This window comes from Neisseria sicca, from assembly GCF_014054945.1.
GTDB classification, from domain to species: domain Bacteria; phylum Pseudomonadota; class Gammaproteobacteria; order Burkholderiales; family Neisseriaceae; genus Neisseria; species Neisseria sicca.
In genome coordinates this window covers 1,069,054-1,090,270 of the sequence record NZ_CP059566.1, presented here as the reverse complement: position 1 = coordinate 1,090,270, position 21,217 = coordinate 1,069,054, and the positions used below count along the sequence as shown (strand labels likewise).

Annotated in this window: 25 protein-coding genes; 9 read left to right on the top strand and 16 right to left on the bottom strand. The window is 50.5% G+C overall.

Features of this window, described 5'->3' with window-relative positions:
• Positions 1-56 precede the first annotated feature (56 nt).
• Positions 57-935 (bottom strand): methylenetetrahydrofolate reductase, encoded by an 879-nt coding sequence (gene metF, locus H3L95_RS05340; protein WP_040668526.1) that lies wholly within the window; start codon positions 933-935, stop codon positions 57-59.
• A 96-nt stretch (positions 936-1,031) separates the two neighbouring features.
• Between metF and H3L95_RS05335 the strand changes: the two genes are divergently transcribed.
• The gene (locus tag H3L95_RS05335; RefSeq protein ID WP_128887922.1) at positions 1,032-1,271 is read left to right on the top strand and encodes a hypothetical protein; all 240 of its coding nucleotides are present in this window, start codon (positions 1,032-1,034) and stop codon (positions 1,269-1,271) included.
• Positions 1,272-1,278: 7 nt separating this feature from the next.
• On the opposite strand, the gene iscX is transcribed toward H3L95_RS05335, so the two are convergent.
• Positions 1,279-1,476, bottom strand: coding sequence for a Fe-S cluster assembly protein IscX (gene iscX, locus H3L95_RS05330; protein WP_003742471.1), 198 nt, complete (start codon positions 1,474-1,476; stop codon positions 1,279-1,281).
• A 260-nt stretch (positions 1,477-1,736) separates the two neighbouring features.
• Between iscX and H3L95_RS05325 the strand changes: the two genes are divergently transcribed.
• Complete coding sequence (locus tag H3L95_RS05325; RefSeq protein ID WP_003758554.1) at positions 1,737-2,348, top strand: hypothetical protein; 612 nt, start codon at positions 1,737-1,739, stop codon at positions 2,346-2,348.
• Between the two features lie 135 nt (positions 2,349-2,483).
• On the opposite strand, the gene fdx is transcribed toward H3L95_RS05325, so the two are convergent.
• The 12 genes from fdx to H3L95_RS05265 form a co-directional block, all read right to left on the bottom strand.
• Positions 2,484-2,825: an ISC system 2Fe-2S type ferredoxin gene (gene fdx / locus H3L95_RS05320; RefSeq protein ID WP_003758550.1), complete on the bottom strand. Its 342-nt coding sequence runs from the start codon at positions 2,823-2,825 to the stop codon at positions 2,484-2,486.
• A gap of 60 nt (positions 2,826-2,885) precedes the next feature.
• Positions 2,886-3,686 carry a hypothetical protein gene (locus H3L95_RS05315; RefSeq protein ID WP_003758546.1) on the bottom strand — a complete coding sequence of 267 codons (801 nt, stop codon included), beginning with the start codon at positions 3,684-3,686 and terminating at the stop codon, positions 2,886-2,888.
• Positions 3,687-3,910: 224 nt separating this feature from the next.
• Entirely contained in the window at positions 3,911-4,273 is a 363-nt protein-coding gene (locus H3L95_RS05310) for a TIGR02328 family protein (protein WP_040668568.1), read from the bottom strand.
• A 125-nt stretch (positions 4,274-4,398) separates the two neighbouring features.
• Positions 4,399-4,983, bottom strand: coding sequence for a hypothetical protein (locus H3L95_RS13820; RefSeq protein WP_241429726.1), 585 nt, complete (start codon positions 4,981-4,983; stop codon positions 4,399-4,401).
• Positions 4,984-5,106: 123 nt separating this feature from the next.
• Entirely contained in the window at positions 5,107-5,682 is a 576-nt protein-coding gene (locus H3L95_RS05300) for a hypothetical protein (protein WP_241429725.1), read from the bottom strand.
• 32 nt (positions 5,683-5,714) lie between these two features.
• On the bottom strand, positions 5,715-6,473 hold the full coding sequence (locus H3L95_RS05295) for a DUF2314 domain-containing protein (protein WP_003758539.1): 759 nt from the start codon (positions 6,471-6,473) through the stop codon (positions 5,715-5,717).
• Positions 6,474-6,549: 76 nt separating this feature from the next.
• A complete protein-coding gene (locus tag H3L95_RS05290) occupies positions 6,550-7,302 on the bottom strand; it encodes a DUF695 domain-containing protein (RefSeq protein ID WP_003758537.1) in 753 nt (250 codons plus the stop codon).
• Positions 7,303-7,385: 83 nt separating this feature from the next.
• Entirely contained in the window at positions 7,386-9,248 is a 1,863-nt protein-coding gene (gene hscA, locus H3L95_RS05285; RefSeq protein ID WP_003758536.1) for a Fe-S protein assembly chaperone HscA, read from the bottom strand.
• Positions 9,249-9,412: 164 nt separating this feature from the next.
• On the bottom strand, positions 9,413-10,417 hold the full coding sequence (locus H3L95_RS05280; RefSeq protein ID WP_040668523.1) for an adenosine deaminase: 1,005 nt from the start codon (positions 10,415-10,417) through the stop codon (positions 9,413-9,415).
• A gap of 17 nt (positions 10,418-10,434) precedes the next feature.
• Positions 10,435-10,974, bottom strand: a complete 540-nt coding sequence (locus tag H3L95_RS05275; protein ID WP_003758529.1) for a hypothetical protein — start codon at positions 10,972-10,974, stop codon at positions 10,435-10,437.
• A 75-nt stretch (positions 10,975-11,049) separates the two neighbouring features.
• Positions 11,050-12,060, bottom strand: coding sequence for a tryptophan--tRNA ligase (gene trpS, locus H3L95_RS05270; protein ID WP_003758527.1), 1,011 nt, complete (start codon positions 12,058-12,060; stop codon positions 11,050-11,052).
• A 250-nt stretch (positions 12,061-12,310) separates the two neighbouring features.
• Entirely contained in the window at positions 12,311-12,712 is a 402-nt protein-coding gene (locus tag H3L95_RS05265) for an Hsp15 family ribosome-associated heat shock protein (RefSeq protein WP_003758524.1), read from the bottom strand.
• Positions 12,713-12,931: 219 nt separating this feature from the next.
• On the opposite strand from H3L95_RS05265, the gene H3L95_RS05260 reads away from it, so the two are divergent.
• The 6 genes from H3L95_RS05260 (at position 12,932) to H3L95_RS05235 (ending at position 18,347) form a co-directional block, all read left to right on the top strand.
• Positions 12,932-13,891 carry an acetyl-CoA carboxylase carboxyltransferase subunit alpha gene (locus H3L95_RS05260; RefSeq protein WP_003758521.1) on the top strand — a complete coding sequence of 320 codons (960 nt, stop codon included), beginning with the start codon at positions 12,932-12,934 and terminating at the stop codon, positions 13,889-13,891.
• Between the two features lie 93 nt (positions 13,892-13,984).
• Positions 13,985-15,328, top strand: coding sequence for a tRNA lysidine(34) synthetase TilS (gene tilS / locus H3L95_RS05255; RefSeq protein ID WP_040668522.1), 1,344 nt, complete (start codon positions 13,985-13,987; stop codon positions 15,326-15,328).
• A gap of 82 nt (positions 15,329-15,410) precedes the next feature.
• Complete coding sequence (gene rpoE / locus H3L95_RS05250; RefSeq protein WP_003758517.1) at positions 15,411-16,010, top strand: RNA polymerase sigma factor RpoE; 600 nt, start codon at positions 15,411-15,413, stop codon at positions 16,008-16,010.
• A 16-nt stretch (positions 16,011-16,026) separates the two neighbouring features.
• Positions 16,027-16,602, top strand: a complete 576-nt coding sequence (locus H3L95_RS05245; protein WP_241429723.1) for a sigma-E factor negative regulatory protein — start codon at positions 16,027-16,029, stop codon at positions 16,600-16,602.
• A gap of 176 nt (positions 16,603-16,778) precedes the next feature.
• Entirely contained in the window at positions 16,779-17,561 is a 783-nt protein-coding gene (locus H3L95_RS05240) for a TrmH family RNA methyltransferase (RefSeq protein ID WP_040668520.1), read from the top strand.
• A 126-nt stretch (positions 17,562-17,687) separates the two neighbouring features.
• Positions 17,688-18,347: a YecA family protein gene (locus H3L95_RS05235; RefSeq protein WP_003758507.1), complete on the top strand. Its 660-nt coding sequence runs from the start codon at positions 17,688-17,690 to the stop codon at positions 18,345-18,347.
• A gap of 60 nt (positions 18,348-18,407) precedes the next feature.
• On the opposite strand, the gene H3L95_RS05230 is transcribed toward H3L95_RS05235, so the two are convergent.
• A complete protein-coding gene (locus H3L95_RS05230; protein WP_003758502.1) occupies positions 18,408-18,896 on the bottom strand; it encodes a DUF456 domain-containing protein in 489 nt (162 codons plus the stop codon).
• A gap of 499 nt (positions 18,897-19,395) precedes the next feature.
• Between H3L95_RS05230 and H3L95_RS05225 the strand changes: the two genes are divergently transcribed.
• Positions 19,396-20,724: an anaerobic C4-dicarboxylate transporter family protein gene (locus H3L95_RS05225; RefSeq protein ID WP_040668564.1), complete on the top strand. Its 1,329-nt coding sequence runs from the start codon at positions 19,396-19,398 to the stop codon at positions 20,722-20,724.
• Positions 20,725-20,802: 78 nt separating this feature from the next.
• On the opposite strand, the gene H3L95_RS05220 is transcribed toward H3L95_RS05225, so the two are convergent.
• Positions 20,803-21,108, bottom strand: a complete 306-nt coding sequence (locus H3L95_RS05220) for a hypothetical protein (RefSeq protein ID WP_003758496.1) — start codon at positions 21,106-21,108, stop codon at positions 20,803-20,805.
• Positions 21,109-21,217: the final 109 nt, after the last annotated feature.

The following is a 21,217-nucleotide window of genomic DNA, read 5'->3' as shown; positions in this document are numbered from 1 at the left end:
GGGCGGTGTTTTGTTTTTCAGACGACCCCTGAGGTCGTCTGAAACCGTTTTCGGCTTTAAGGACGCACGCCTAAAATATGGCAGATGGCGTAAGTCAGCTCGCTGCGGTTGAGCGTGTAGAAGTGGAAATCTTTCACGCCTTCGCGGGATAGGACTTTGACCATGTCGATGGCGATACTTGCCGCCACCAGATTGCGCGTTGCTTGGTCGTCGTCCAAGCCTTCATACATTTGCGACAGCCATTTCGGGATTTTGACGTTGGTTACTTGCGCCATTTTGCCGAGTTGCTTGAAGTTGGTAACAGGCAGGATGCCGGGAACGATTTCGACGTCGATGCCCAGCATTACGCAGCGGTCGCGGAAGCGCAGGTAGCGTTCTACGTCGAAGAAGAATTGGGTGATGACATGGTTTGCGCCCGCATCGATTTTGCGCTTCAGATTAATCAGGTCGGCTTGTGCGGATTTCGCTTCGGGATGCACTTCGGGGTATGCCGCTACGGAGATGTCGAAGTTGGCGACAGAGCGCAGGAGTTTGACCAAATCTTCGGCGTAAAACGGTTTTTTCTCATAACCGGGTGGCTCGTCGCCACGCAGGGCGACAATACGGCGGATGCCGCTGTCCCAATAGTCTTTGGCGATTTGGCGCAATTCGTCGGGAGAGGCGTCGATGCCGGTCAGGTGCGGCGCGGCTTCCAAGCCGGTTTCCTGTTGGATGCGTTTGACGATGCTGTGCGTACGGTCGCGTTCGCCGGAGTTTGCGCCGTAAGTTACGGAAACGAATTTGGGATGAAGGGTTTGCAGGCGATGGATGGAGTCCCACAGCATGGTTTCCATTTGTTCGTTTTTCGGCGGGAAAAATTCGAACGAAACGTTGATGTCGCCCTTCAAGTCGGAAAGGCTGTTGTTTAACGCATTGATTTCTTTTGCGTAACTCATTGGCTGTGTACCTCGGTTGTCTTTTTTAAACGTTTTCAGGCTTGTATGATAAATTTGCCTTGTATATGAGTCAAATTCAAAATTTTCAGAAAGTTTATGAATTATTTTAATGTGGTTGCCATTATGCTTGTCTCTATTCATATGAGGGCAAGCCGGCGAGAAAATACATATTCTGATGTGTGGGAATGTCTTGAAATTAAATGGATTTCAATGGTTTGTATTTTTGTTGGTAACGCAAAAGCAATAAGATGTTTCGCGCTTGAGTTGGCTATCAACCCATTCAAACGTCGTCTGAAAAATTTTCAGACGACGTCTTGGTTTTTAGCTTACAAATGATGTTGCCTCACTCAGCCTCTTCAATCCATGCCTGTTGTACGGCTTCGAGGATACGTTCGCCGCAGCGTGCGGGATCGTCGTCGAAGTCGGGCAGCGCCATAATCAGGTCGCGCAGTTGGGTGAAGCGAACGGTTTTCGGGTCGATGCTGTCGCCGTGCAGGTCGTAGAGTTCCTCAGCGATGCGTTGGGTGTCTGTCCATTTCATGATGTCGTTCCTTTTGGAGTGTCCGAATGGGTTGATTCGGGATGGCTTGTTTAGGTTTTAATGCTTTGGGGAAAATTCGTGTCGGCAATGATTAATGCGTCTGAAATCGCATATGGTATTTTCCTATGTAATATTTTCAAGGTGTACGTTAATACATTTTTCTGACTTTCACTAAGGAAAATTTACACTTTGTCATGCAACCAAATCATTTGGAATGGTTCTTAAAGAAATCCATTATAGTATGAATAACAGGAAAATCGATGAACAACGCACTCAATGCCAAATTATCCAAACTTATTTACGCGCTCGCCTCCGATGATCCTAATTATCTTGCTAAAGCGGGGGTGTTCGACCGCCTGCTGCTGCTTATCCGCGAGCTTTATCAGATGCTGGACGATAGTGAGGGGCTGAAGCGGCTTTCGCTGCGCCTCCGTTATGGCAAGCGTTACGGCATGATTGCTTTGGATGCCGCCACGCCGGACGAAGATGCGGGCGCTTTGCGTTTGAAACGCTGGATGGTGTATTCGCGTATTGCGGAACGCATTGTCGGCTGCGGCAACGACGTGTCTGTGGCGCTTGACGATATGGTGGTGGAAAACGAAGAAGCAAAACAGCGTTATATGGATGCCGCAAACAAAATCATCAAACGCTTCGGCTTGGCGGGATATGTCCCCGAACCGCCGAAATCCGTTACAACCGCAACAAAAAACGAACCGGCACCGAAGCCCGAACCTAAGAGCATCATTACCCGTCATGGCAGCAGCCTCAGTATGCTGAACGCCAAAGGCAGAGTGGAAAATTACCCTGTTGCGCAAACCGTCGCTTCGATGAAAGTATCCCGCTTAAGGTTTGTCGTTCCACGTTCCAAATAAACGATTTGGCAGCGATTTGACGGAAGGTCGTCTGAAAACGGTCGGTAAGGCAGTTTCAGACGACTTTTTGTTTGCTCAAAATTTGGCAGGGGTCGTCTGAACATTGCTGTATCCGTTTCAGACGACCTCTTTGCATCAATGATCTTCGCGCGCGTGGTTGATGGTGTATTTGGGGATTTCCACCACCAAGTCTTCGTCGGCAACCACTGCCTGACAGCTCAGGCGCGAGTCGGCTTCCAAGCCCCATGCCTGGTCGAGCAGGTCTTCTTCCAGCTCGCTCGGCTCTTCCAAACTGTCGAAGCCTTTGCGGATGATGACGTGGCAAGTGGTGCAGGCACAGGATTTTTCACAGGCGTGATCGACTTCGATGTCGTGGTCGAGCAGTACGTCAAGGACGGTTTTGCCTTCGGGTGCGTTTTCGATGACTGCGCCTTCGGGACATAATACGGCGTGTGGGAGTACGGTGATTTTGGGCATTTTTATTGTCTCTTGTAATGAGTGGTTTGATAATGGTGGGGTTTAACAATAGTCTGTGTTCTATGTCCATTCGAATGTAAATAATGCAATCCGGCTGACGGGTTCGTAGAGCAGAATTACGTCATCTGCTCCGTTGGAGTATCCATATCCTGAGCATGAGGCAATATGGTAGAAAGGATTACCCTGGTGTTCTATGAATACGTTCCAATCCTTGTCTTCTTTTAGAGTGAAGGCGGGAGGAATGGGACTAGTATCTACCCAATTTCCACCTTTAATCACTCCGCCTAATCTATCAAGATATAGACCAAAATAGGTATTATCGTAAGGCTCGTCGCCGTACCGCCCCTCTCGTTTTTCAAAATCTGATTTGTTCTTTTGATAGATTTGAACAGATTCATCGAAATACTTCAGTGCTTCTTGATAAAACTCTTCTTTACACTTTTCCAGAATGTCTTTGTTTTCAAAAGCATTGGGATCGAAATCGGCGCAAAGTATTTGTTTTAAGTTCTCTCTGTATTGAGGACTGCGGGTGAAATAGCCTTCTTCTCCCAAAAATTCATATTTGTTATCGTCTGTCAAACGGAAAGCCAGCCAGTTTTCACCAATAAATTTATTGTGGTAAGCGGGTGTGCAGCCACCTATATTGTATCCATAAGGTTCGATTGGGTTGATAAGATGGACGATTGTGCCACTCCATTCTGTTTTAAATTCTCCCAAATCTATACTCATCATGGGTAGGAAATGATTTTTTAGCCATGGCTGTTTTTCACAGAATACAGTTTCCGGTTCTGCAAAAGCAATGAGATTTTCATTGAGTTCGTTAACTTTTTCCTTGAACGGAAGATTTGTAAGTTTGTTCATGGTTTGCTCGTGCTGGGTTGGTCATTATAGTGGATTAAATTTAAATCAGGACAAGGCGACGAAGCCGCAGACAGTACAGATAGTACGGAACCGATTCACTTGGTGCTTCAGCACCTTAGAGAATCGTTCTCTTTGAGCTAAGGCGAGGCAACGCCGTACTGGTTTAAAGTTAATCCACTATATTTCAGACGACCTTTTGTGATGAAGAGGTCGTCTGAAACCGTTTATAACACGATGCCTTTGCTTTTTAAATTTTCCAGACATTCGTCCAGATAAGCATCATCGTGTTCGGGGTAAATCGGCGAATCGGCAGCTTCGGTATTGTGTGCGGGATAAGGGGCAACCGCTTTGCCGCGGTACAGCGGGTCTTTCCACAACGGATCGGGTTTGTAGCCGCGTTTTTCCATTTCTTCCATAATCAGCGCGTGATACAGATAGAGTTTGTCAGGCGAATGGGTGAAAACGTAATTCACCGTCGCGTGTGGCCTGCCCCAGCCTGCTCCGCGCAGGGCGGCGCATTCGCGGTGTTGCCCTAAAAGCTGGGCGCGGGGGAGTAGCGGGATGAGGGTTTGGTGCCAGAGTCTCATGTTCGGTAGGTTGGAGGTCATCTGAAATTGTATCTTGGTTTTCAGACGACCTTTTGTTTAGTGGGGTGGTTCAAATATCTTGATGACGTTTTGTCGGTCAAGGAGGTGTGCGACGCTGAGTGTGGTCAGTCTTTATGTTGTTCGGTCATTTTCGCTTTTTTGGCGGCAACCCAGTTGTCTATGCGGCCTCCCCATCGGGGATGAAGCAGTAGTGCTAAGGTCAGAAGCAGGGTGATGCCGGCGGCTATTAGTCCTGCTACCAGTCGTCGGGAAAAGGAATCCCAGGTAAAGGATAAAGGCTCTATGCGACCTTCTGTCAAACGGTAGTGATTGGTCTCTGTTTGATCTGTACCATAAGCAATGAACTTGTATTCTTGAGTATTTATCTGTTTTAAATCGCAACCGGTTTTCGTCTGTGGGATTGGGAAACAAGACATGTCCTCAAAGCTTTGTGTGCAAATTTTGTCCTGAACGGAATCAAACTCTGTCCATCGTTTTAAGACACATTCACCATTTTCATTTTTGAGGACGGGAACGCTGAATTGTGCGTTTATCTTGCTGCTTGGGGTGTAAGTTTCGTGTTGCGGTGGTAAAAAGTAAAACACAGCAATACCGACCAGAACAGATACGGTAAATCGCCAAACAAGAGCCCAAATGACGGTCAGTATTGTCAGTATGATTAGCATGATTAGTCGAAATCGATCGGACATTTTTACTATTCTTTCTTTTCAGACGACCTCATCAAGATTTAGGTCGTCTGAAACAGTTTAAACCCATCTATAAGGCGGCAATATATTGAACAAAATCTGTTTATTTTGCGGTTTACAGTATGGTCAGTCTTTATGTTGTGCCGCCATTCTTGCTTTCTTGGCTGCCGCCTGAATTTTTCTACGGCGTCGCCACGTACAGTAAAGTAGCGGTACTAAAGTCAGAAGAAGGGTGAAGATGCCGGCTAGTAGTCCTGCTTCAAATCTGCGTGAGGATGAGTCGAAGGTAAAAGACAAGGGTTCTACACGACCTTCAGTTATACGGTAATGACTGGTTCTTTCCTCTGTGAAGAAGGGGTCAGTATAAATGAGTTCGTATTCTTCGGTACTGATACGTTTTACATTGCAAGTGATTTTCGAATTTACGTAGCAATCATTTTGATCAGGGCGGTACGTACACACTTTATCCTGCTCGGCATTGAACTCATTCCATGGTTTCACTGCACAACTACTGTCATCAGTTGGGCGAACGGCGATTTGAAACAAGGCGTTTATTTTGCTGCCTTGGGTGTAAGTTTCGTGTTCGGGTGGTAAAAAATGAGATACGGTCTTTCCGACCGAAATAGAGACGGTCAGCCGCCAAACAAGGGCCCAAATGAATTTCAGTATTGTCGGTATGATTAGTCGAAATCGATCGGACATTTTTCTTTTCTTTTTTTCAGACGACCTATGGTTTAGTGGCGTGGTTCGAGTATCTCGATGACGTTTTGCCAGTCCATAAGGCGGGCAAAGTCTAGGGCGGTCAGTCCTTCTTGCGTGGTGGCGGCCGGGTCTGCACCCAATTCGAGCATGGCTTTGACCAGGGGCGCGTTGCCTGCGATGGCTTCGTGATGGAGCGGTGTGTAGCCGTCTTCGTCTTGCTCGCGCAGGTAATCCGAGTTTTGTGCCAGCTGTTGGCGGAAGTCGTTCAGACAGTTTCGACACATCGGATGTTCGTCCAGATTTTCGGGGTGTTTTTTTTCTTCGTAAACCAGCAAGACTTCTTCGGGATCGCCAAAGTCGATGCCCCATGCGGCATCGTGTTCTGCGCGCTCTTGCGGCGTCATTTGGATGCGGACTGCCTGTACGGTGAAGCCGCCGTAGGGGATGCCGTTACACAGGAATATCCAGTCGCTGATATCGTCAACCGGAACGCAGACGCTTTCGCCTTGTTCTACATTGGTCAGGTCGTTGGGTTCGTTGACCAGCGTGCCGTAAATGTGGAGGCCGTCGAAGTAGATGTCGTTTATCCACATATGTTCGCAAATTTCGCCGTCTTCGCTGTCTTGGAAAAAAGGTACTTTGACCATGGCAAAATCTAAGGCGGGTATGATGCGGCGGTTTTCCCAATACAGCTCGCGCCAGAAATATTTGAATGTGGAACGTGCCTGTTCGAAGGCGCGGTTCATGAGTTCATTTTCCTGATCGATACCGTAAACAATGGATTCGCTCATGGGATTCTCCTAAGGTCAAAGTGGATGCGGGTCGTCTGAACGGGGCTGCCGGTGTGTTTTCAGACGACCTGATGCTTTATTGGACTAATATGCTGCCCCAGCCGTCGTAGTCGCCATTGTTTTCGTGGGCGATATCGATCAACTCCCATGTGTCGTTGTCGATGTCGGTAAGCGGGGCGTTTTTGGAAAGTTGCAGGCGGTAGCTCGGGTGGTCTTCTTCCTGCTCGATGCGGCCGCTGTCGCTGACGGTATAGCCTAATGTGCCGACTTTGGCGGCTGCGGCGTTCAGGTCTGCTTCGGTGTGGAAAAACAGCCAGTGGTCGATGGGGCGGGGCTTATCGAGGCGGTCGCCGTCTTGTCGGAAACGGCGTAAAACCTGTTCGTTGCGGATGGCTTGCAACTCGTAGCTGTCCGGATACAGGAATTCTTGATAAAACGACCATTCGGCATCTTCGCTGATTGTGATGTCGCAAACACGGTCGTTTTGTGTCAGCAAGTTACGGCAGGCTTGGGCGAAGGTTTCGGCATCTCGGCTGTAAAAATGCCAATTTGCCGCGCCGTTTGTGGTGACTATGCCTGAGGGAATGTTGTCGTTGCCCGCCAGTCGGTCGATTTGGTCTTCGATGTCGTAAACCGCTTCGCTTTCTTCGGGCGTCGGGAAGCCGTGTTCGTTGGTTTGTTCCAATTTCATGCTGACGCGCACATGTTGCGGATACTCTGCCAGCGGCGCGACTTCGATTAAGGCAAGGTTGATGCGTAAGGCGGCGGGTGCGTCGCTAATGCGGCTGAAATAAACGTTCCAGTCTTGGGGGATGGAAGGGTTTTGCATGGGATGGGGTCGTCTGAAAAATAGTGTTTGAATTTTTTCAGACGACCTTTGTGTCTTTCGAGGTCGTCTGAAACCGTTTGCCGTCAAATATCATCCACACTTTGCCCTGTCAGCGCACGTTGGATGTTGCGGTTCATGCGTTTGGCGGCGAAGTTGTCGGTGCTGCGGCTGAGTTTGGTGACGGCGGCGCGGATGTCTTCGGCGTTGCTGTCTTTCAGACGACCTTGCAAATCGGCGATGTCTTGCTGGATTTGTGCAAGCTCTTCGGCATCCAGCAAATCGTTATCCAACTCGAGGGCGGCGTTGACGGCGTCGGTCAGGCTTTCGGCTTCGACCACGGCTTCGGCACGGGCGCGTGCCGCCATGTCTTCGGCGGCGTTGCTCATGCTGTCTTTGAGCATTTGGGTGATGGTGTCGTCGTCCAAGCCGTAGGAAGGTTTGACTTCGATTTGCGCCTGTACGCCGGTGCTTTGTTCTTGGGCGGAAACGGACAGCAGGCCGTCGGCGTCAACTTGGAAGGTAACGCGGATGCGCGCCGCGCCTGCGGTCATGGGCGGAATGCCGCGCAGGGTGAATTTGGCAAGGCTGCGGCAGTCGGAAACGAGTTCGCGCTCGCCTTGTACGACGTGTATCGTCATAGCGGTCTGGCCGTCTTTGAAGGTGGTGAAGTCCTGCGCGCGCGCGGTGGGGATGGTGGAATTGCGCGGGATGATTTTTTCGGCGAGTCCGCCGTAGGTTTCCAAGCCGAGCGACAGGGGGGTAACGTCCAGCAGCAGCCATTCGCCGTCGGTTTTGTTGCCGGCAAGGACGTTCGCCTGTATGGCGGCGCCGAGCGCGACAACTTCGTCGGGGTTGAGGTTGTTCAACGGGGTTTGTCCGAAGAAGGTGGCGACCGCTTGTTGAACGTGCAGCATACGGGTGGAACCGCCGACCATAATCACGCCTTTAATGTCGGCTTTGGTCACGCCCGCGTCTTTCAAAGCCTGTTTGACGGGTTCGATGGTTTTTTGCACCAGATTTTGCGTCAGGTGGTGAAATTCTTGGCGGGTAATGACGGTATGGATTTTGCGGCCATCTGAAAGCGTGGCTTCGACGATAGCTTCGGTTTGGCTGGTCAGTTGTTCTTTGGCGGCGCGGACAAGGGAAAGCAGAAGCTGGCTGTCGCGCTCATTGAGTTTGGAAAGGTCGTTTTGCTCAAGCAGGTGGCAGAACAGGCGGTGGTCGAAATCGTCGCCGCCCAATGCGCTGTTGCCGCCGGTGGCTTTGACTTCAAACAGCCCTTTGGTCAGTTGCAATACGGATACGTCGAACGTGCCGCCGCCCAAGTCGTAAACGACAAATGTGCCTTCCGAGGCGTTGTCCAGCCCGTAGGCAATCGCGGCGGCGGTCGGCTCGTTGAGCAGGCGCAAGACGTTCAAGCCCGCCAAACGCGCGGCGTCTTTGGTGGCTTGGCGTTGGGCATCGTCGAAATAGGCGGGAACGGTAATGACGGCGCCGACCAAATCGCCGCCTAATGTTTCTTCGGCACGCGATTTGAGGGCTTTGAGAATTTCAGACGACACTTCGATAGGCGTTTTTGCACCTTGGCGGGTGTTCAGCTCGACCACGCGCTCGTTGGGCGTGAAACGGTAGGGCAGGTATTGCGCGTCCTGCGCGAGGTCGGCAAGCGTGCGGCCAATCAGGCGTTTGGCGGAGCTGATGGTGTTCAGCGGGTCGGTTTTTTGGGCGGCAAGGGCGGCTTTGCCGACTTCGACGGCATCGCCTTCGCCGTAGCGGACGACAGAGGGCAGGGTGGTGCGCCCGTCCATATCGGTCAGACAGACCGGGCTGCCGCTGCGGACGGTGGCAACCAGGCTGTTGGTCGTACCCAAGTCGATGCCGACGGCGAGGCGGTGTTGATGCGGAGCGGCGGACATGCCGGGTTCGGAAATCTGCAAAAGAGCCATGATTGTGTGCCTTTTGATGCTGTATTTATTAGGATAGGTCGGTATTTTAACAGATTTCGGGCGGATAGTTGAGTGGTTTGGTAGGGAATTGACTGTGGTTAGAGGATTTGCATTTTTAGATAAAAACAAAGCCGACCGGATTGTTTTTCAGGTCGGCTTTGTGTCTAAACATGGATGCCGTCGATTTCGGCGTACCGTTTTACTTTTTCTTCCTCGTTTAAAAACGAGGCTTTGAACGAGTTTTTGCACAAGGTGCGGATGTCTGCTTCATTCAAATCCAATGCGTCGGCAAGTTCGATGAAATTTTGGTTGAGGTAGCCGCCGAAGTAGGCGGGGTCGTCTGAATTGACGGTAACCAATACGCCGTGCTCAAGCATACGGCGCAGGTTGTGCCGGGACAGGTCGCCGACGACTTTGAGTTTGAGGTTGCTCAATGGGCAGACGGTCAGGGGCATTTGCTCGGCAATCAGGCGCTGCATAAGGGTTTCGTCTTCTTCGGAGCGCACGCCGTGGTCGATGCGGACGACTTTCAGCAAATCCAACGCTTCCCAAACGTATTCGGGCGGGCCTTCTTCACCGGCATGGGCGACGGCGGGAAAACCTTGGGCGCGGGCTTGGGCAAAGACGCGCTCGAATTTCGAGGGCGGGTTGCCGAGTTCGCCCGAATCCAGTCCGATGCCGTCGATATGTCGTCTGAAAGGCTGCGCTTGGGCAAGCGTTTCAAACGCGGATTCTTCGCTCAAATGTCGCAGGAAACACATAATCAATCTGCTGGAAATGCCCCATTTTTCCTGCGCTTCCAGACGTGCACGGGTAATGCCGTTGATGACGGTTTCAAACGGTACGCCGCGCGCGGTATGGGTTTGCGGGTCGAAGAAGATTTCGGTGTGGACGACGTTGTCCTCGCGGCAGCGGGCGAAATAGGCGGTGGTCAGGTCGTAAAAATCCTGCTCGTGGAGCAAGACCGCCGCCGCAGCGTAGTAAATATCGAGGAAGGACTGGAGGTTGTGAAAATCGTAAGCGCGGCGCACGGCGTCTACATCCGCATAGGGAATGGAAACGCCGTTGCGTCCGGCGATGGCGAACATCAATTCCGGCTCGAACGTGCCTTCGATATGGACGTGCAATTCGGCTTTAGGCAGGGCGCGGATTAAGGTGTGTACGGTCATGGGCGGCATCCGCTCAATCAATAGTGGCGGCGGCGGAAGTAGAACATTCCTTCGCTGTCGAGTTCGAGGATGTAGCGGCCGTTTTGAACGGCGGCATAGCCGCTTTTGCCAGCCTGATACGGTTGCAGGGCGGCATGGGAGAGGAGGTAGCTTGTCAGTTTGCCGCCGTCTTCGGCGATGTTGCCGACCAGTTTGGCAAACAAGGCATGGCATTTGCCGTTTTCAGTCCAGCCCAAAGGCTCGCCTTTGTCGCCGGTTTCCATACATTTGCCGCTGATGACTTCCAAATCGTTGGGGTGGTTGCCGATCAGTTGGATGACGTTTTGTTCGGATAAGCCGTTAATCGGATAGCTGATTTGTTTTTTGCCGTCGTTGGTTTTGCCTTCGCTGCTTTGTCCTAAATCCAAGCCTGCGATGGCGTTGTTGTCGATGTATTTGACTTTAAACGTGGGCTTTGGCGCGGCTTCGGCGGCATTTTGTGCAGGCTCGGCTGGGGCTTCGGATTTGCCGCAGGCGGCAAGCAGGAGGGCTGATAAGAGAATCGGAAAGGCTTTCATCGGATATTCCTTGTTTTAAACAGGAAAAGGTCGTCTGAAAATAGCGGGCTGCTTTTTCAGACGACCTTTTGAGATTTACTTCAATGGGCGGATGCCGACGGCGTCGCGTACTTGATCCAGCAGTTCGCGCGCTTCTTTGCGCGCTTTGGCGGCGCCTGTCTGCAGGATGTCTTCGATTTGCGAAGGGTTGGCGGTCAGCTCGTTGTAGCGTTCGCGCGGTTCTGCCAGCTCGGCGTTGATTTTGGCGGCCAAGAGTTTTTTGGCTTCGCCCCATGCCAAGCCTTCGGCCAGCATTTGCGTAAACGCTGCGGTTTCAGACGGCGTGGAGAAGGCTTTGTAGATTTCAAACAAGGGGCTTTCGTCGGGCTGCTTCGGCTCGCCCGGCTCTTTCATGTTGGTGATGATTTTGTTGACCGATTTTTGGGTTTTCTTGTCGTTTTCCCAAAGCGGAATGGTGTTGCCGTAGGATTTGGACATTTTACGTCCGTCCAAACCGACCAAGAGTTCGACGTTTTCGTCGATTTTCACTTCGGGTAGGGTGAAAACTTCTTTGAAGCGATGGTTGAAGCGGCCGGCGATGTCGCGCGCCATTTCGACGTGTTGGATTTGGTCGCGGCCGACGGGTACTTCGTTGGCGTTGAACATGAGAATGTCGGCGGTCATCAGGATGGGGTAGCTGTACAACCCCATTTCTACGCCGTGGTCGGGGTCTTCCTGATTGTTTTCGGCGTTTGCCTGCACGGCGGCTTTGTAGGCATGGGCGCGGTTCATCAGGCCTTTGGCGGTAATGCAGGTCAGAATCCAGTTCAATTCCATCACTTCGGGAATGTCGCTTTGGCGGTAGAAGGTAGTGCGCTCGGGGTCGAGTCCGCAGGCAAGCCAAGTGGCGGCAACGGCTTGGGTGGATTGGTGAATCATCTCCGGTTCGTGGCATTTGATGATGCCGTGGTAATCGGCGAGGAAGAGGAAGGACTCGGTATCGGGGTTTTGCGCCGCGCGGACGGCGGGGCGGATGGCGCCGACGTAGTTGCCCAGATGCGGGATGCCGGTGGTGGTTACGCCTGTGAGGACGCGTTTCTTGCTCATGGAGATATCCTTAATGGCTCAAGGTCGTCTGAAAATGAAATAATGAAATAGGGATGGATTATACCTGATTCTGATGCGTTTCAACTTTACGGAAATCGGCGGTTTCAGGCAGGAGTCTCAACACAACGGACGGGTAAAATCGTCAAGCTATTTGCGTGAAATAACAAAAAACGGATGATTTGTTTTTTGGCAAAGTTTCAAATATATCCGTTCTGCTGCTCATCGCGGTTGAAACGGAATTTATAAAACCCTACCAGCTGTCGCGCTTCATGCGGTCGAGTTGGCGGCGGTCGCGTTTGGTCGGCCTGCCGTCGGGATACGCCGCGCTGATGCGGCTTGCTTGGTCGAGTTGTTTCTGCGCTTCGCGTTCGGCGGCGGTTTTCATGTCTTCTTCGTAAAGCTGACGCGCTTCGGGGGCGGGGCGGCGCTGGTGGTTGAGTGCCAATACTTTGATTTTGTAAGGCAGTGAATTGAGCGTCAGGTCGATGATGTCGCCTGCGCTGATGTTTTTGCTGTTTTTGACTTTGGCGCCGTTGACCTGAACCCTGCCCAATTCGATATGTTTTTGAGCCAGCGCGCGGGTTTTGAAAAAGCGCGCAGCCCAAAGCCATTTGTCGAGCCGCATCGCTGTATTGTCGTGTTCGTTTTTCATAGCCTGTTTGAAATGATTGAACTGAATGGAAGTTTATCATAAGATACGGCACTTCATTTGTTTAGTGCAGATATACTATATCATCCGCAAAAGGTCGTCTGAAAAGGCATCCGCCCGATTATCTGCCGTTTTGCACGGCATATCCTCAATGAGAAATGCTGCCAAATATGCCTGATTGGCGTATGATAGCGGCAGCGTCCCTACCGAGAGCTTCACCCTATGAAACCAGTTTTTTTGGATTTTGAACAACCCATCGCCGAATTAACCAATAAAATCGAAGAGTTGCGCTTTGTGCAGGGCGAATCCGCCGTCGATATTTCCGATGAAATCTCCAGATTGCAGAAGAAAAGCAACGACTTGACCAAATCGATTTTCAACAAGCTGACGCCCGCTCAGATTTCGCAGGTTTCACGCCATCCCCAACGTCCTTACACCTTAGATTACATTCAAGCCATTTTCACCGATTTTGAAGAGTTGCACGGCGACCGCCATTATTCAGACGACCATGCCATCGTCGGCGGTTTGGCGCGCTTCAACGGTCAAAGCGTGATGGTTATCGGCCATCAAAAAGGCCGTGACACCAAAGAAAAAATCCGCCGCAATTTCGGTATGCCGCGTCCTGAAGGCTACCGTAAAGCGTTGCGCCTGATGCAGACCGCCGAGAAATTCAATATTCCCGTGATGACTTTTGTCGATACGCCGGGCGCGTATCCGGGTATCGGCGCGGAAGAGCGCGGTCAGTCCGAAGCCATCGGACGCAACCTGTACGAATTGACCCGCCTGCGTGTGCCGGTTTTGTGTACCATTATCGGCGAGGGTGGTTCCGGTGGCGCGCTGGCGATTGCGGTCGGCGATTACGTCAATATGCTGCAATATTCGACTTACTCGGTTATCTCTCCGGAAGGTTGTGCGTCTATTCTGTGGAAAACCGCCGAAAAAGCGGCAGATGCCGCGCAAGCCTTGGGTATTACCGCCAAACGCCTGCAAGAACTAGATTTGATCGATACCGTGATCAACGAGCCTTTGGGTGGGGCGCACCGAGACTTTGAAACGACCATGAAAAACGTCAAAACGGTTTTGGAAACCGAGTTGCGCGAAGCGCAAAATATGCCGATGGCGGATTTGCTGTCGCGCCGTTTCGACCGGATTATGGCTTACGGCAAGTTTACGGATAAGTAAACAATTAATGTGTAGAAAAGCAGGCAGAAGCCCCCCTGCCTGCTTTTTCATTTCTCAGAACTTGCCTTGCCGACAAAACATAGATTACGCCATATGAACCCGACGTCGTCTGAAAACCTCCCGCCTCAATGTCGCAGTTTGTTGGAAACCCTGCGTCTTTCGGCGCGTTCGCTTCCAGATGGTTGTACGGTAACGGTCGGATTAAGCGGCGGTTTGGATTCGGTGGTGTTGCTGCATATGCTCGCGTGTTTGCGGGAAGAGCTTGGTTTGAATGTACACGCTTTGCACGTTCATCACGGATTGAGCCGCAATGCGGATGACTGGCTGGGGTTTTGCACACGCTTATGCCAAGAATGGAATGTGCCGTTTAGAAGCGTAAAAGTTGAAGTCAAAAAAGACGGCTTGGGAATCGAAGCCGCCGCACGGAAAGCGCGTTATCAGGCGTTTTCAGACGACCCCTCCGGCATCATCGCATTGGCGCACCATCAGGATGACCAAATTGAAACATTCATGCTCGCGGCGGTTCGCGGCGGCGGCATTAAAGCACTTGCCGCCATGCCGCAATGGCGCAAGCTGGATGAGGAAACGCAAATTTGGCGGCCGCTGCTGACGTTTTCCCGAAAAGAACTGGAAAGCTACGCCGCTGCCTGCAATCTGCCGAACATCGAAGACGAAAGTAACGCCGATACTGCCTTTTTAAGGAATTGGATGCGTTATGAGGCGTTGCCGGTTTGGCGGGAGCGCATTCCGAATTTTGACCGTCATGTGTGTGCCAACATCCGTTCTTTGCAAACCGATTTGGCGATTTTAGACGAAGTTGTCGAAGCGGATTATCAGGCGGTTTGCCAAAGCGGGCGTTTCCAAGTCAGCCGCTGGCAGACATTCAGCGAAGCGCGCCGCAGCCGGATTCTTTGGCGGTTTTTTAAAGAGAATGAGATTGTGGAAAGTTCTCCGAGAAAGCTGGCGGATTTCGCGCGGATACTGTTGGAAGCAGAAACTGCACAATGGCAGTTCGGCGAAACATCGGTATGTTTATACCGGGATTTTTTATTCATATTGAAACAAAACCAGTTTGCAGACGCGGATTGGATAAAGGGAAAAGAAGTCAGAGGTCGTCTGAAAGATATTCTCCAAGAAAACGGCTTTTTTCTGGTGCCGCACCGCAACGGATTGCCGGAATCGGTCTTGGAAAAAGACGGAATCATTCGGACGGCGGGCAGTGATGATATGATGAATGTAGGTTTTTTGTATAAAAACGTTAAGAAAGTGTTGCAAGAAAACCATATTGTACCGTTCGTCAGAAAATGCTGGCCGATTATCACAAATACTGACGGAAACTGCATTGCTATTGTTAACCTTACGGTAAGCCACGATTTTCAAGGGTTTGACGGTTTTTTACCGGTTTACGGAAAATTTTTGAGATATAAATGGAACTAAATACGGCGGCAGTTGTCTTTAACTGGCACGGCACGCTTTACTATTTTATAGCTTATAATGCAGTTATTATAAAAGGTAAGATATGAATGATCGCCAGATTGATCAGGCCTTGGTAGAGCGCGCGCAGAAGGGCGAACAAAAAGCATTCGAGTTGCTGATGTCCAAATATCAGCGTCGGCTCATCAGATTGATTTCCCGTTTTGTCAAAGACGAACACGAAGTCAATGATGTGGCGCAAGAGGCAATGATTAGGGCTTATCGGGCCTTGCCGAATTTCCGGGGTGAGAGTGCTTTTTATACTTGGTTGTACCGGATTGCCATCAATACCGCCAAGAATTTCTTAGTAACATCAGGAAAGCAGCCGTTCGTCAGTGCAGAGGCTGCTAACGAAGACGGGGATATTCTGGATTTGTCGGATCAGATTGCGGATTACCATACGCCGGAAGCTGAAATGATCAATCGGGAAATCCTGCAAACAGTCGAATCAACAATTTCGCATTTGCCCGAAGACTTACGCAAAGCCATTACCCTGCGGGAAATGGACGGTTTGTCTTACGAGGAAATAGCCAAAATTATGGATTGTCCGATAGGAACGGTCCGCTCCCGTATTTTCAGGGCGCGGGAAGTGATAGCAAAAGATTTGAGGCCGCTGCTGGAAACCTCTGAAAATCAAAGGTGGTAAAAAAATGGTAACAACTATGGATACAACAAGAGAATATGTTTCCATGCTGATGGATGGAGACCAAGTAAGCGAAGAGATGCTTGACCGTCTGTTGTCCGACGATGCCGCTGCCGAAGCGTGGTACGAGTACCATCTGTTAGGCGATTGCATGCGCTATAAAGAAGGGACAGGGCGTGATGCGGATTTCATGCAAAGCGCGGCATTTACCGCTACGCTTGCGGAAATCAGCGAAGAACACAAACAGCGTCATGAAGCCGAAGTTGCCGCTGTGATGCCTGTTGTTAAGGAAGTACAGGCTGCGAACAGTTCCTTCTTCAAATCCTTCGCCGTCGCCGCCAGCGTGGCAGCGGTTGCCGTAGCCGTATGGCAATTCGGTCCGCAAGTGAAGGGCGACTCTTCTGGTATGGTCGCGGAAAAAGCTGTTGAAACCAAAAATCAACAGGAAAATATCGTACCTGTAGCCGCCAATCCGACAGCCAAAAATGCTTCGGACGCTGTGGTAATGCCTGAATCCGCAAAGAATGATAAAGGTGTGAGTCAGACTACAGTTCGAACCGAAACGCAGGTTCAACAGGATTCCGTCGTTCATTAAGCTGCATAGAGATACAGATTTTCATCAAGTAGAGAAAATCCCTTCCCGAGCTATTCGGGCAGGGATTTTGTTTTTGACCGGACGCATCTTGAGGTCGTCTGAAAAAGCGGGTTGAACAAAGTCGGACGGTATTGAGCTGTATCCTTTTTATTTGAATCCGCTATATAATGCGGCACATGAAATTGATTACCTCCGCGCAAAACGAGCAGCTCAAGCATTTGTCCAAGCTGTTGACACAATCTAAAGCACGCCGTGAATACGGGCAAACCGTGTTGGAAGGCGTGCATCTTTTGCAGGTCTATTTAGAGGCGGGATACACGCCCAAACAAGTGTATTTGCCCGAAAGTAAAAACACGCATCCTGAAATCCGAAATTTAATCAGCAGTTTGGACGAAGATGGTATTACTTGGGTCGGAAACGAAGCCTTGTCTAAAATCACCAGTCTGAACGATGCCGACGATGTGATGACTTGGATAGAGATTCCGCCGCAAGGTGATTTGCCTTTAAGCGGCGACTGCGTGGTGTTGGACAGGTTGCAAGATCCGGGCAATGTCGGGACGGTTTTACGCAGCGCGGCAGCTTCGGGCATTAGGCAGATTGTGTTGGGTAATGACTGTGTCGATATTTGGTCGCCCAAAGTATTGCGTGCGGGTATGGGGGCGCATTTTCTGCTGGACATATACAGCCGCGTTTTTCTACCGCATTGGCTGGATGCTTATCAGGACAAAATATGGGCAACCGCTTTGGACGGGCGCAATCCTTCCGACTTGTACCAACTGGATTTAAATGCCCCTTGCGCTTGGGTTTTCGGCAATGAAGGCAGCGGCGTGAGTCGGGAAATTTTGGAAAAAGTTGACGGCAGCGTCAGAATCCCGATGCTGGGACAGACCGAATCGTTAAACGTCGCCATGGCGGCAACGGTATGCCTTTTCGAGCAAATGCGCCAACGCATCGCCTAAACCGTTTTCAGACGACCCCTTAGAGAATATAGTGGATTAAATTTAAATCAGGACAAGGCGAGGCAACGCCGTACTGGTTTAAAGTTAATCCACTATAAACATACCATTTAAAATTAAGGAATAACCATGCAATTGCAAGCATTTGACGAAGCGTCGCGCGTACGCCTGATGGAGCTGCTCGATGCCAAATCGGAACACCACAACACCATGCGCTGCGATGAGGTGCAGGCGTTTATGATGGCTTTGTTGAGCGGTCCCGATGCGTTGAACCCGAATGACTGGCTGCCTGAAGTTTTGGGCGACGAATCCTTATTTGATGCCAAAGAGCGCACCGAAATCGAACGTTTGGTCATCGGTTTGGCAGCGGATTTGCGCATCAAACTCAGTAAAAAAATGCTGCCCGATTTGTGGTTATACGAAGATGCCGCTTCTAATCCCGATATTTATACTTGGTGTAACGCTTATCTGTATGCTTTGGATATCGTTCCGACCGATTGGTTTGAGGCGGTTGATCAGGAAGAATTTGAAGATTTGTTCTATCCGATTATGGCTTTGGGCGGGATTTACGATGAAGAGCGAAACGGCGAAATCATCCTGCACCTGACCGAAAAAGAACTCGCCCAGCTCGAATCCGAGCTGCCGCATGTGTTGCTGGATATTTATTGGTATTGGCAGGCAATCATCAACAAACCGCAAACGGTACGCCGCGAAGGCGACAAAATCGGACGCAACGACCCTTGCCCTTGCGGCAGCGGTAAGAAATACAAAGCCTGCTGTAACAAATAAGCGTTCAAAAACCAAAGGTCGTCTGAATTTTCAGACGACCTTTGGTTTTGAAGATATGGCTTAGAAAAACGAAGCCAGCCATACGAATAGGACAGTCAGCATAATGGTCAGCGCGCAGCCGATTTTGGCAACCGTACCGATGATAAAGCCGATAAACGTACCGATGCCGACTTTGCCTGCCTGCCAACTGTCTCTGCGGGCGATGAATTCGCCGCTGGCTGCGCCAATCAGAGGGCCTAACAGCAGGCCGGGGATGGCGAAGAATGCGCCCACAATGCCGCCGATAAACGCTCCCCAGACAGCGGTTTTACTCGCCCCCGTATATTTTGCCCCCAGCGCGCCCGCGACATAATCCATTGCCGTGCCGAAAATGGCGACAACGGCAAGGAAAATGAGTGTGCCGGAACCGAAAACCTGATAGTCGCCGGCATAGCCCAACAGCCATGCGCCGACAAACATCAAGCTCAATCCCGGCAAGGCGGGGTAAATCGTGCCAAAAATGCCGACCGCTATGGCAATCAGGCCGAGGATAATCAGGATGGCAGTCATCGCTTTCTTTCAAATATGAAGTGGTATAACGGCAGTATTATGGGGATGTTTCGGCTGATTTCGATAAGGCCGGATGCAAGAAAATGAAAATTTATATCGGGATGTTGCAGCTTGGGATAGGGAATTGAGCATTGCAGGATATTTCATTGAAAGGCGGTTTAAGAGAAATCAAATAGATTTTTGTATGAACATAAAGCCTTGTCTGCAAACCGCGCTAAACATTTTTGTGTTGAACAAATTTCCTGAAAAAGGTCGTCTGAAAAAATGAATTTCGGTGTTTTCAGACGACCTTTGATGTCTTAATTTCAGTAAAACATTGTTAATAACGAGTGCTTACTCTATAATCACGCCCGATTTAATCGGATAAAGTGTTGGTATTTAAAATAAAAACAAAAATATGGATATCAGATGTAATGCAACAGCAGCTTCCGCCGATATCCGCTTTAATCCGTTTCCTCTTCAAGATTTTTTTACAAACAATGGAGTGTTCATGTCCACAATGTTTTTTATCCAGTTCGCCATCGTACTGGTGTGTATCTTAATCGGCGCGCAGGTCGGCGGCATCGGCTTGGGCGTGCTCGGCGGTATCGGGCTGGCGGTTTTGGCCTTCGGTTTCCATCTTGAGCCGACCAGTCCGCCGATTGATGTGATGCTGATGATTATGGCGGTCGTTTCCGCCGCCGCATCGATGCAGGCAAGCGGCGGCTTGGACTACATGATTAAAATCGCCACCCGTGTTTTACATCGCAATCCGAAATACATCACTTTCATCGCGCCTATGGTGACTTATCTGTTTACCGTATTGGCAGGCACGGGACATGTCGCTTATTCGGTATTACCCGTCATTGCCGAAGTCAGCCGCCGCAACGGCATCCGTCCTTCCCGCCCGCTGACGATGGCGGTCATCGCGTCGCAATTTGCCATTGTTGCCAGCCCGATTGCGGCCGCGGTCGTCGCCTGCGTGACCTACCTGGAGCCGCAGCACATCACGATGGCCGATGTGCTGAAAGTGACTGTTCCTTCAACTATTTTAGGTATCGGCCTTGCCTGCATATTTGTCAACAAGCTCGGCAAAGAGTTGAAAGATGACCCGCATTATCAGGCGTTGCTGAAAGACCCGGAATATGTAGAAGCCAACGAAAAAGATTCGACTGAAGTATCCAATGCGCCCGTCAGCAAAGCGGCGAAACTTTCAGTCGGGATTTTCCTCGCCGCCGCATTGTTGGTGGTCGTGATGGGTGCCGTCCCCGAGTTGCGCCCAACCTTCCAAACGGAAGAAGGCCCGAAACTGATGGGCATGGCGCACACCATCGAAATTGTCATGCTTTCCGCTGCTGCGCTGATTATTCTGCTTTGCAAACCGAATGGTAACGCGATTACCAAAGGCTCGGTGTTCCATGCGGGGATGCGCGCCGTTATCGCCGTATTCGGCGTGGCATGGCTGGGCGATACATTGATGCACGGTCATTTGACCGAAGTCAAAGAAACCGTATCGCATTTGGTCGAAACCGCGCCGTGGACTTTTGCGTTTGCCCTGTTCGTTTTGTCCGTCTTGGTCAACAGCCAAGGGGCGACCGTTGCCACGCTGTTCCCCATCGGTATTTCGCTGGGCATTCCCGCCCCGATTATCATCGGCACGTTTGTCGCGGTGAACGGCTATTTCTTCATCCCGAACTACGGCCCGATTATCGCGGCGATTGATTTTGACAGCACGGGTTCGACTAAAATCGGCAAATTCATTTTCAACCACAGCTTTATGATCCCCGGCCTCTTGAGCATGGCATTCAGCTTGGCATTCGGTTTGCTGCTGGCGAATTACTTCTTTTAAGGTCGTCTGAAAAAAGGTCGTCTGAAAACACAAAATAGGTTTTCAGACGACCTTTGCTATATCTTTCCGGCAAAAATCTTATTCGCAATGAAGCGAGCGCGTTTTTTCGGCGAACGAATCCATGGCAATTTTGCACATGGTTTCACGCTGCGTTAAATCGGCGGCAGGCAGGGATTGAAACAGGAATTTTGTATTGTTGCGTTGAAAATCGGATTTGGCGCCCGCCTTTTTGTAACAATTCTCCGCGCGCGTGAAGTATTGTTGGCAGATTTTGGGCAGCTCTTCAAAGGTCAGCGGCTTATGTTTATGCATGCCGTGAGCGGATGCTGAGAATGCCGATGCCGTTAAAACAAAGGCGGTTAAGAATTTTAGAGGTGTTTGCATGATGCACTCCGGTTAAAAAATGGGGCAAAACAGGCAGGAGCAAGGTCAGCCCGCCTGCTTTGACAGATTGGTTTCATCTATCGCCGACGTTTAAAAAAATATGCGCTTT

Bases quoted from the DNA above. Each gene is read 5' to 3' on its own strand.
- H3L95_RS05235 (WP_003758507.1), top strand. From the start codon at position 17,688: ATGCAATTGCAAGCATTTGACGAAGCGTCGCGCGTACGCCTGATGGAG.
- H3L95_RS05280 (WP_040668523.1), bottom strand. From the start codon at position 10,417: ATGACCGTACACACCTTAATCCGCGCCCTGCCTAAAGCCGAATTGCAC.
- H3L95_RS05335 (WP_128887922.1), top strand. From the start codon at position 1,032: ATGAATTATTTTAATGTGGTTGCCATTATGCTTGTCTCTATTCATATG.
- H3L95_RS05300 (WP_241429725.1), bottom strand. From the start codon at position 5,682: ATGTCCGATCGATTTCGACTAATCATACCGACAATACTGAAATTCATT.
- H3L95_RS05230 (WP_003758502.1), bottom strand. From the start codon at position 18,896: ATGACTGCCATCCTGATTATCCTCGGCCTGATTGCCATAGCGGTCGGC.
- H3L95_RS13820 (WP_241429726.1), bottom strand. From the start codon at position 4,983: ATGTCCGATCGATTTCGACTAATCATGCTAATCATACTGACAATACTG.
- H3L95_RS05265 (WP_003758524.1), bottom strand. From the start codon at position 12,712: ATGAAAAACGAACACGACAATACAGCGATGCGGCTCGACAAATGGCTT.
- H3L95_RS05240 (WP_040668520.1), top strand. From the start codon at position 16,779: ATGAAATTGATTACCTCCGCGCAAAACGAGCAGCTCAAGCATTTGTCC.
- H3L95_RS05290 (WP_003758537.1), bottom strand. From the start codon at position 7,302: ATGCAAAACCCTTCCATCCCCCAAGACTGGAACGTTTATTTCAGCCGC.
- H3L95_RS05260 (WP_003758521.1), top strand. From the start codon at position 12,932: ATGAAACCAGTTTTTTTGGATTTTGAACAACCCATCGCCGAATTAACC.
- tilS (WP_040668522.1), top strand. From the start codon at position 13,985: ATGAACCCGACGTCGTCTGAAAACCTCCCGCCTCAATGTCGCAGTTTG.
- metF (WP_040668526.1), bottom strand. From the start codon at position 935: ATGAGTTACGCAAAAGAAATCAATGCGTTAAACAACAGCCTTTCCGAC.
- H3L95_RS05295 (WP_003758539.1), bottom strand. From the start codon at position 6,473: ATGAGCGAATCCATTGTTTACGGTATCGATCAGGAAAATGAACTCATG.
- fdx (WP_003758550.1), bottom strand. From the start codon at position 2,825: ATGCCCAAAATCACCGTACTCCCACACGCCGTATTATGTCCCGAAGGC.
- H3L95_RS05225 (WP_040668564.1), top strand. From the start codon at position 19,396: ATGTTTTTTATCCAGTTCGCCATCGTACTGGTGTGTATCTTAATCGGC.
- H3L95_RS05310 (WP_040668568.1), bottom strand. From the start codon at position 4,273: ATGAGACTCTGGCACCAAACCCTCATCCCGCTACTCCCCCGCGCCCAG.
- hscA (WP_003758536.1), bottom strand. From the start codon at position 9,248: ATGGCTCTTTTGCAGATTTCCGAACCCGGCATGTCCGCCGCTCCGCAT.
- trpS (WP_003758527.1), bottom strand. From the start codon at position 12,060: ATGAGCAAGAAACGCGTCCTCACAGGCGTAACCACCACCGGCATCCCG.
- H3L95_RS05220 (WP_003758496.1), bottom strand. From the start codon at position 21,108: ATGCAAACACCTCTAAAATTCTTAACCGCCTTTGTTTTAACGGCATCG.
- rpoE (WP_003758517.1), top strand. From the start codon at position 15,411: ATGAATGATCGCCAGATTGATCAGGCCTTGGTAGAGCGCGCGCAGAAG.
- H3L95_RS05325 (WP_003758554.1), top strand. From the start codon at position 1,737: ATGAACAACGCACTCAATGCCAAATTATCCAAACTTATTTACGCGCTC.
- iscX (WP_003742471.1), bottom strand. From the start codon at position 1,476: ATGAAATGGACAGACACCCAACGCATCGCTGAGGAACTCTACGACCTG.
- H3L95_RS05245 (WP_241429723.1), top strand. From the start codon at position 16,027: ATGGATACAACAAGAGAATATGTTTCCATGCTGATGGATGGAGACCAA.
- H3L95_RS05315 (WP_003758546.1), bottom strand. From the start codon at position 3,686: ATGAACAAACTTACAAATCTTCCGTTCAAGGAAAAAGTTAACGAACTC.
- H3L95_RS05275 (WP_003758529.1), bottom strand. From the start codon at position 10,974: ATGAAAGCCTTTCCGATTCTCTTATCAGCCCTCCTGCTTGCCGCCTGC.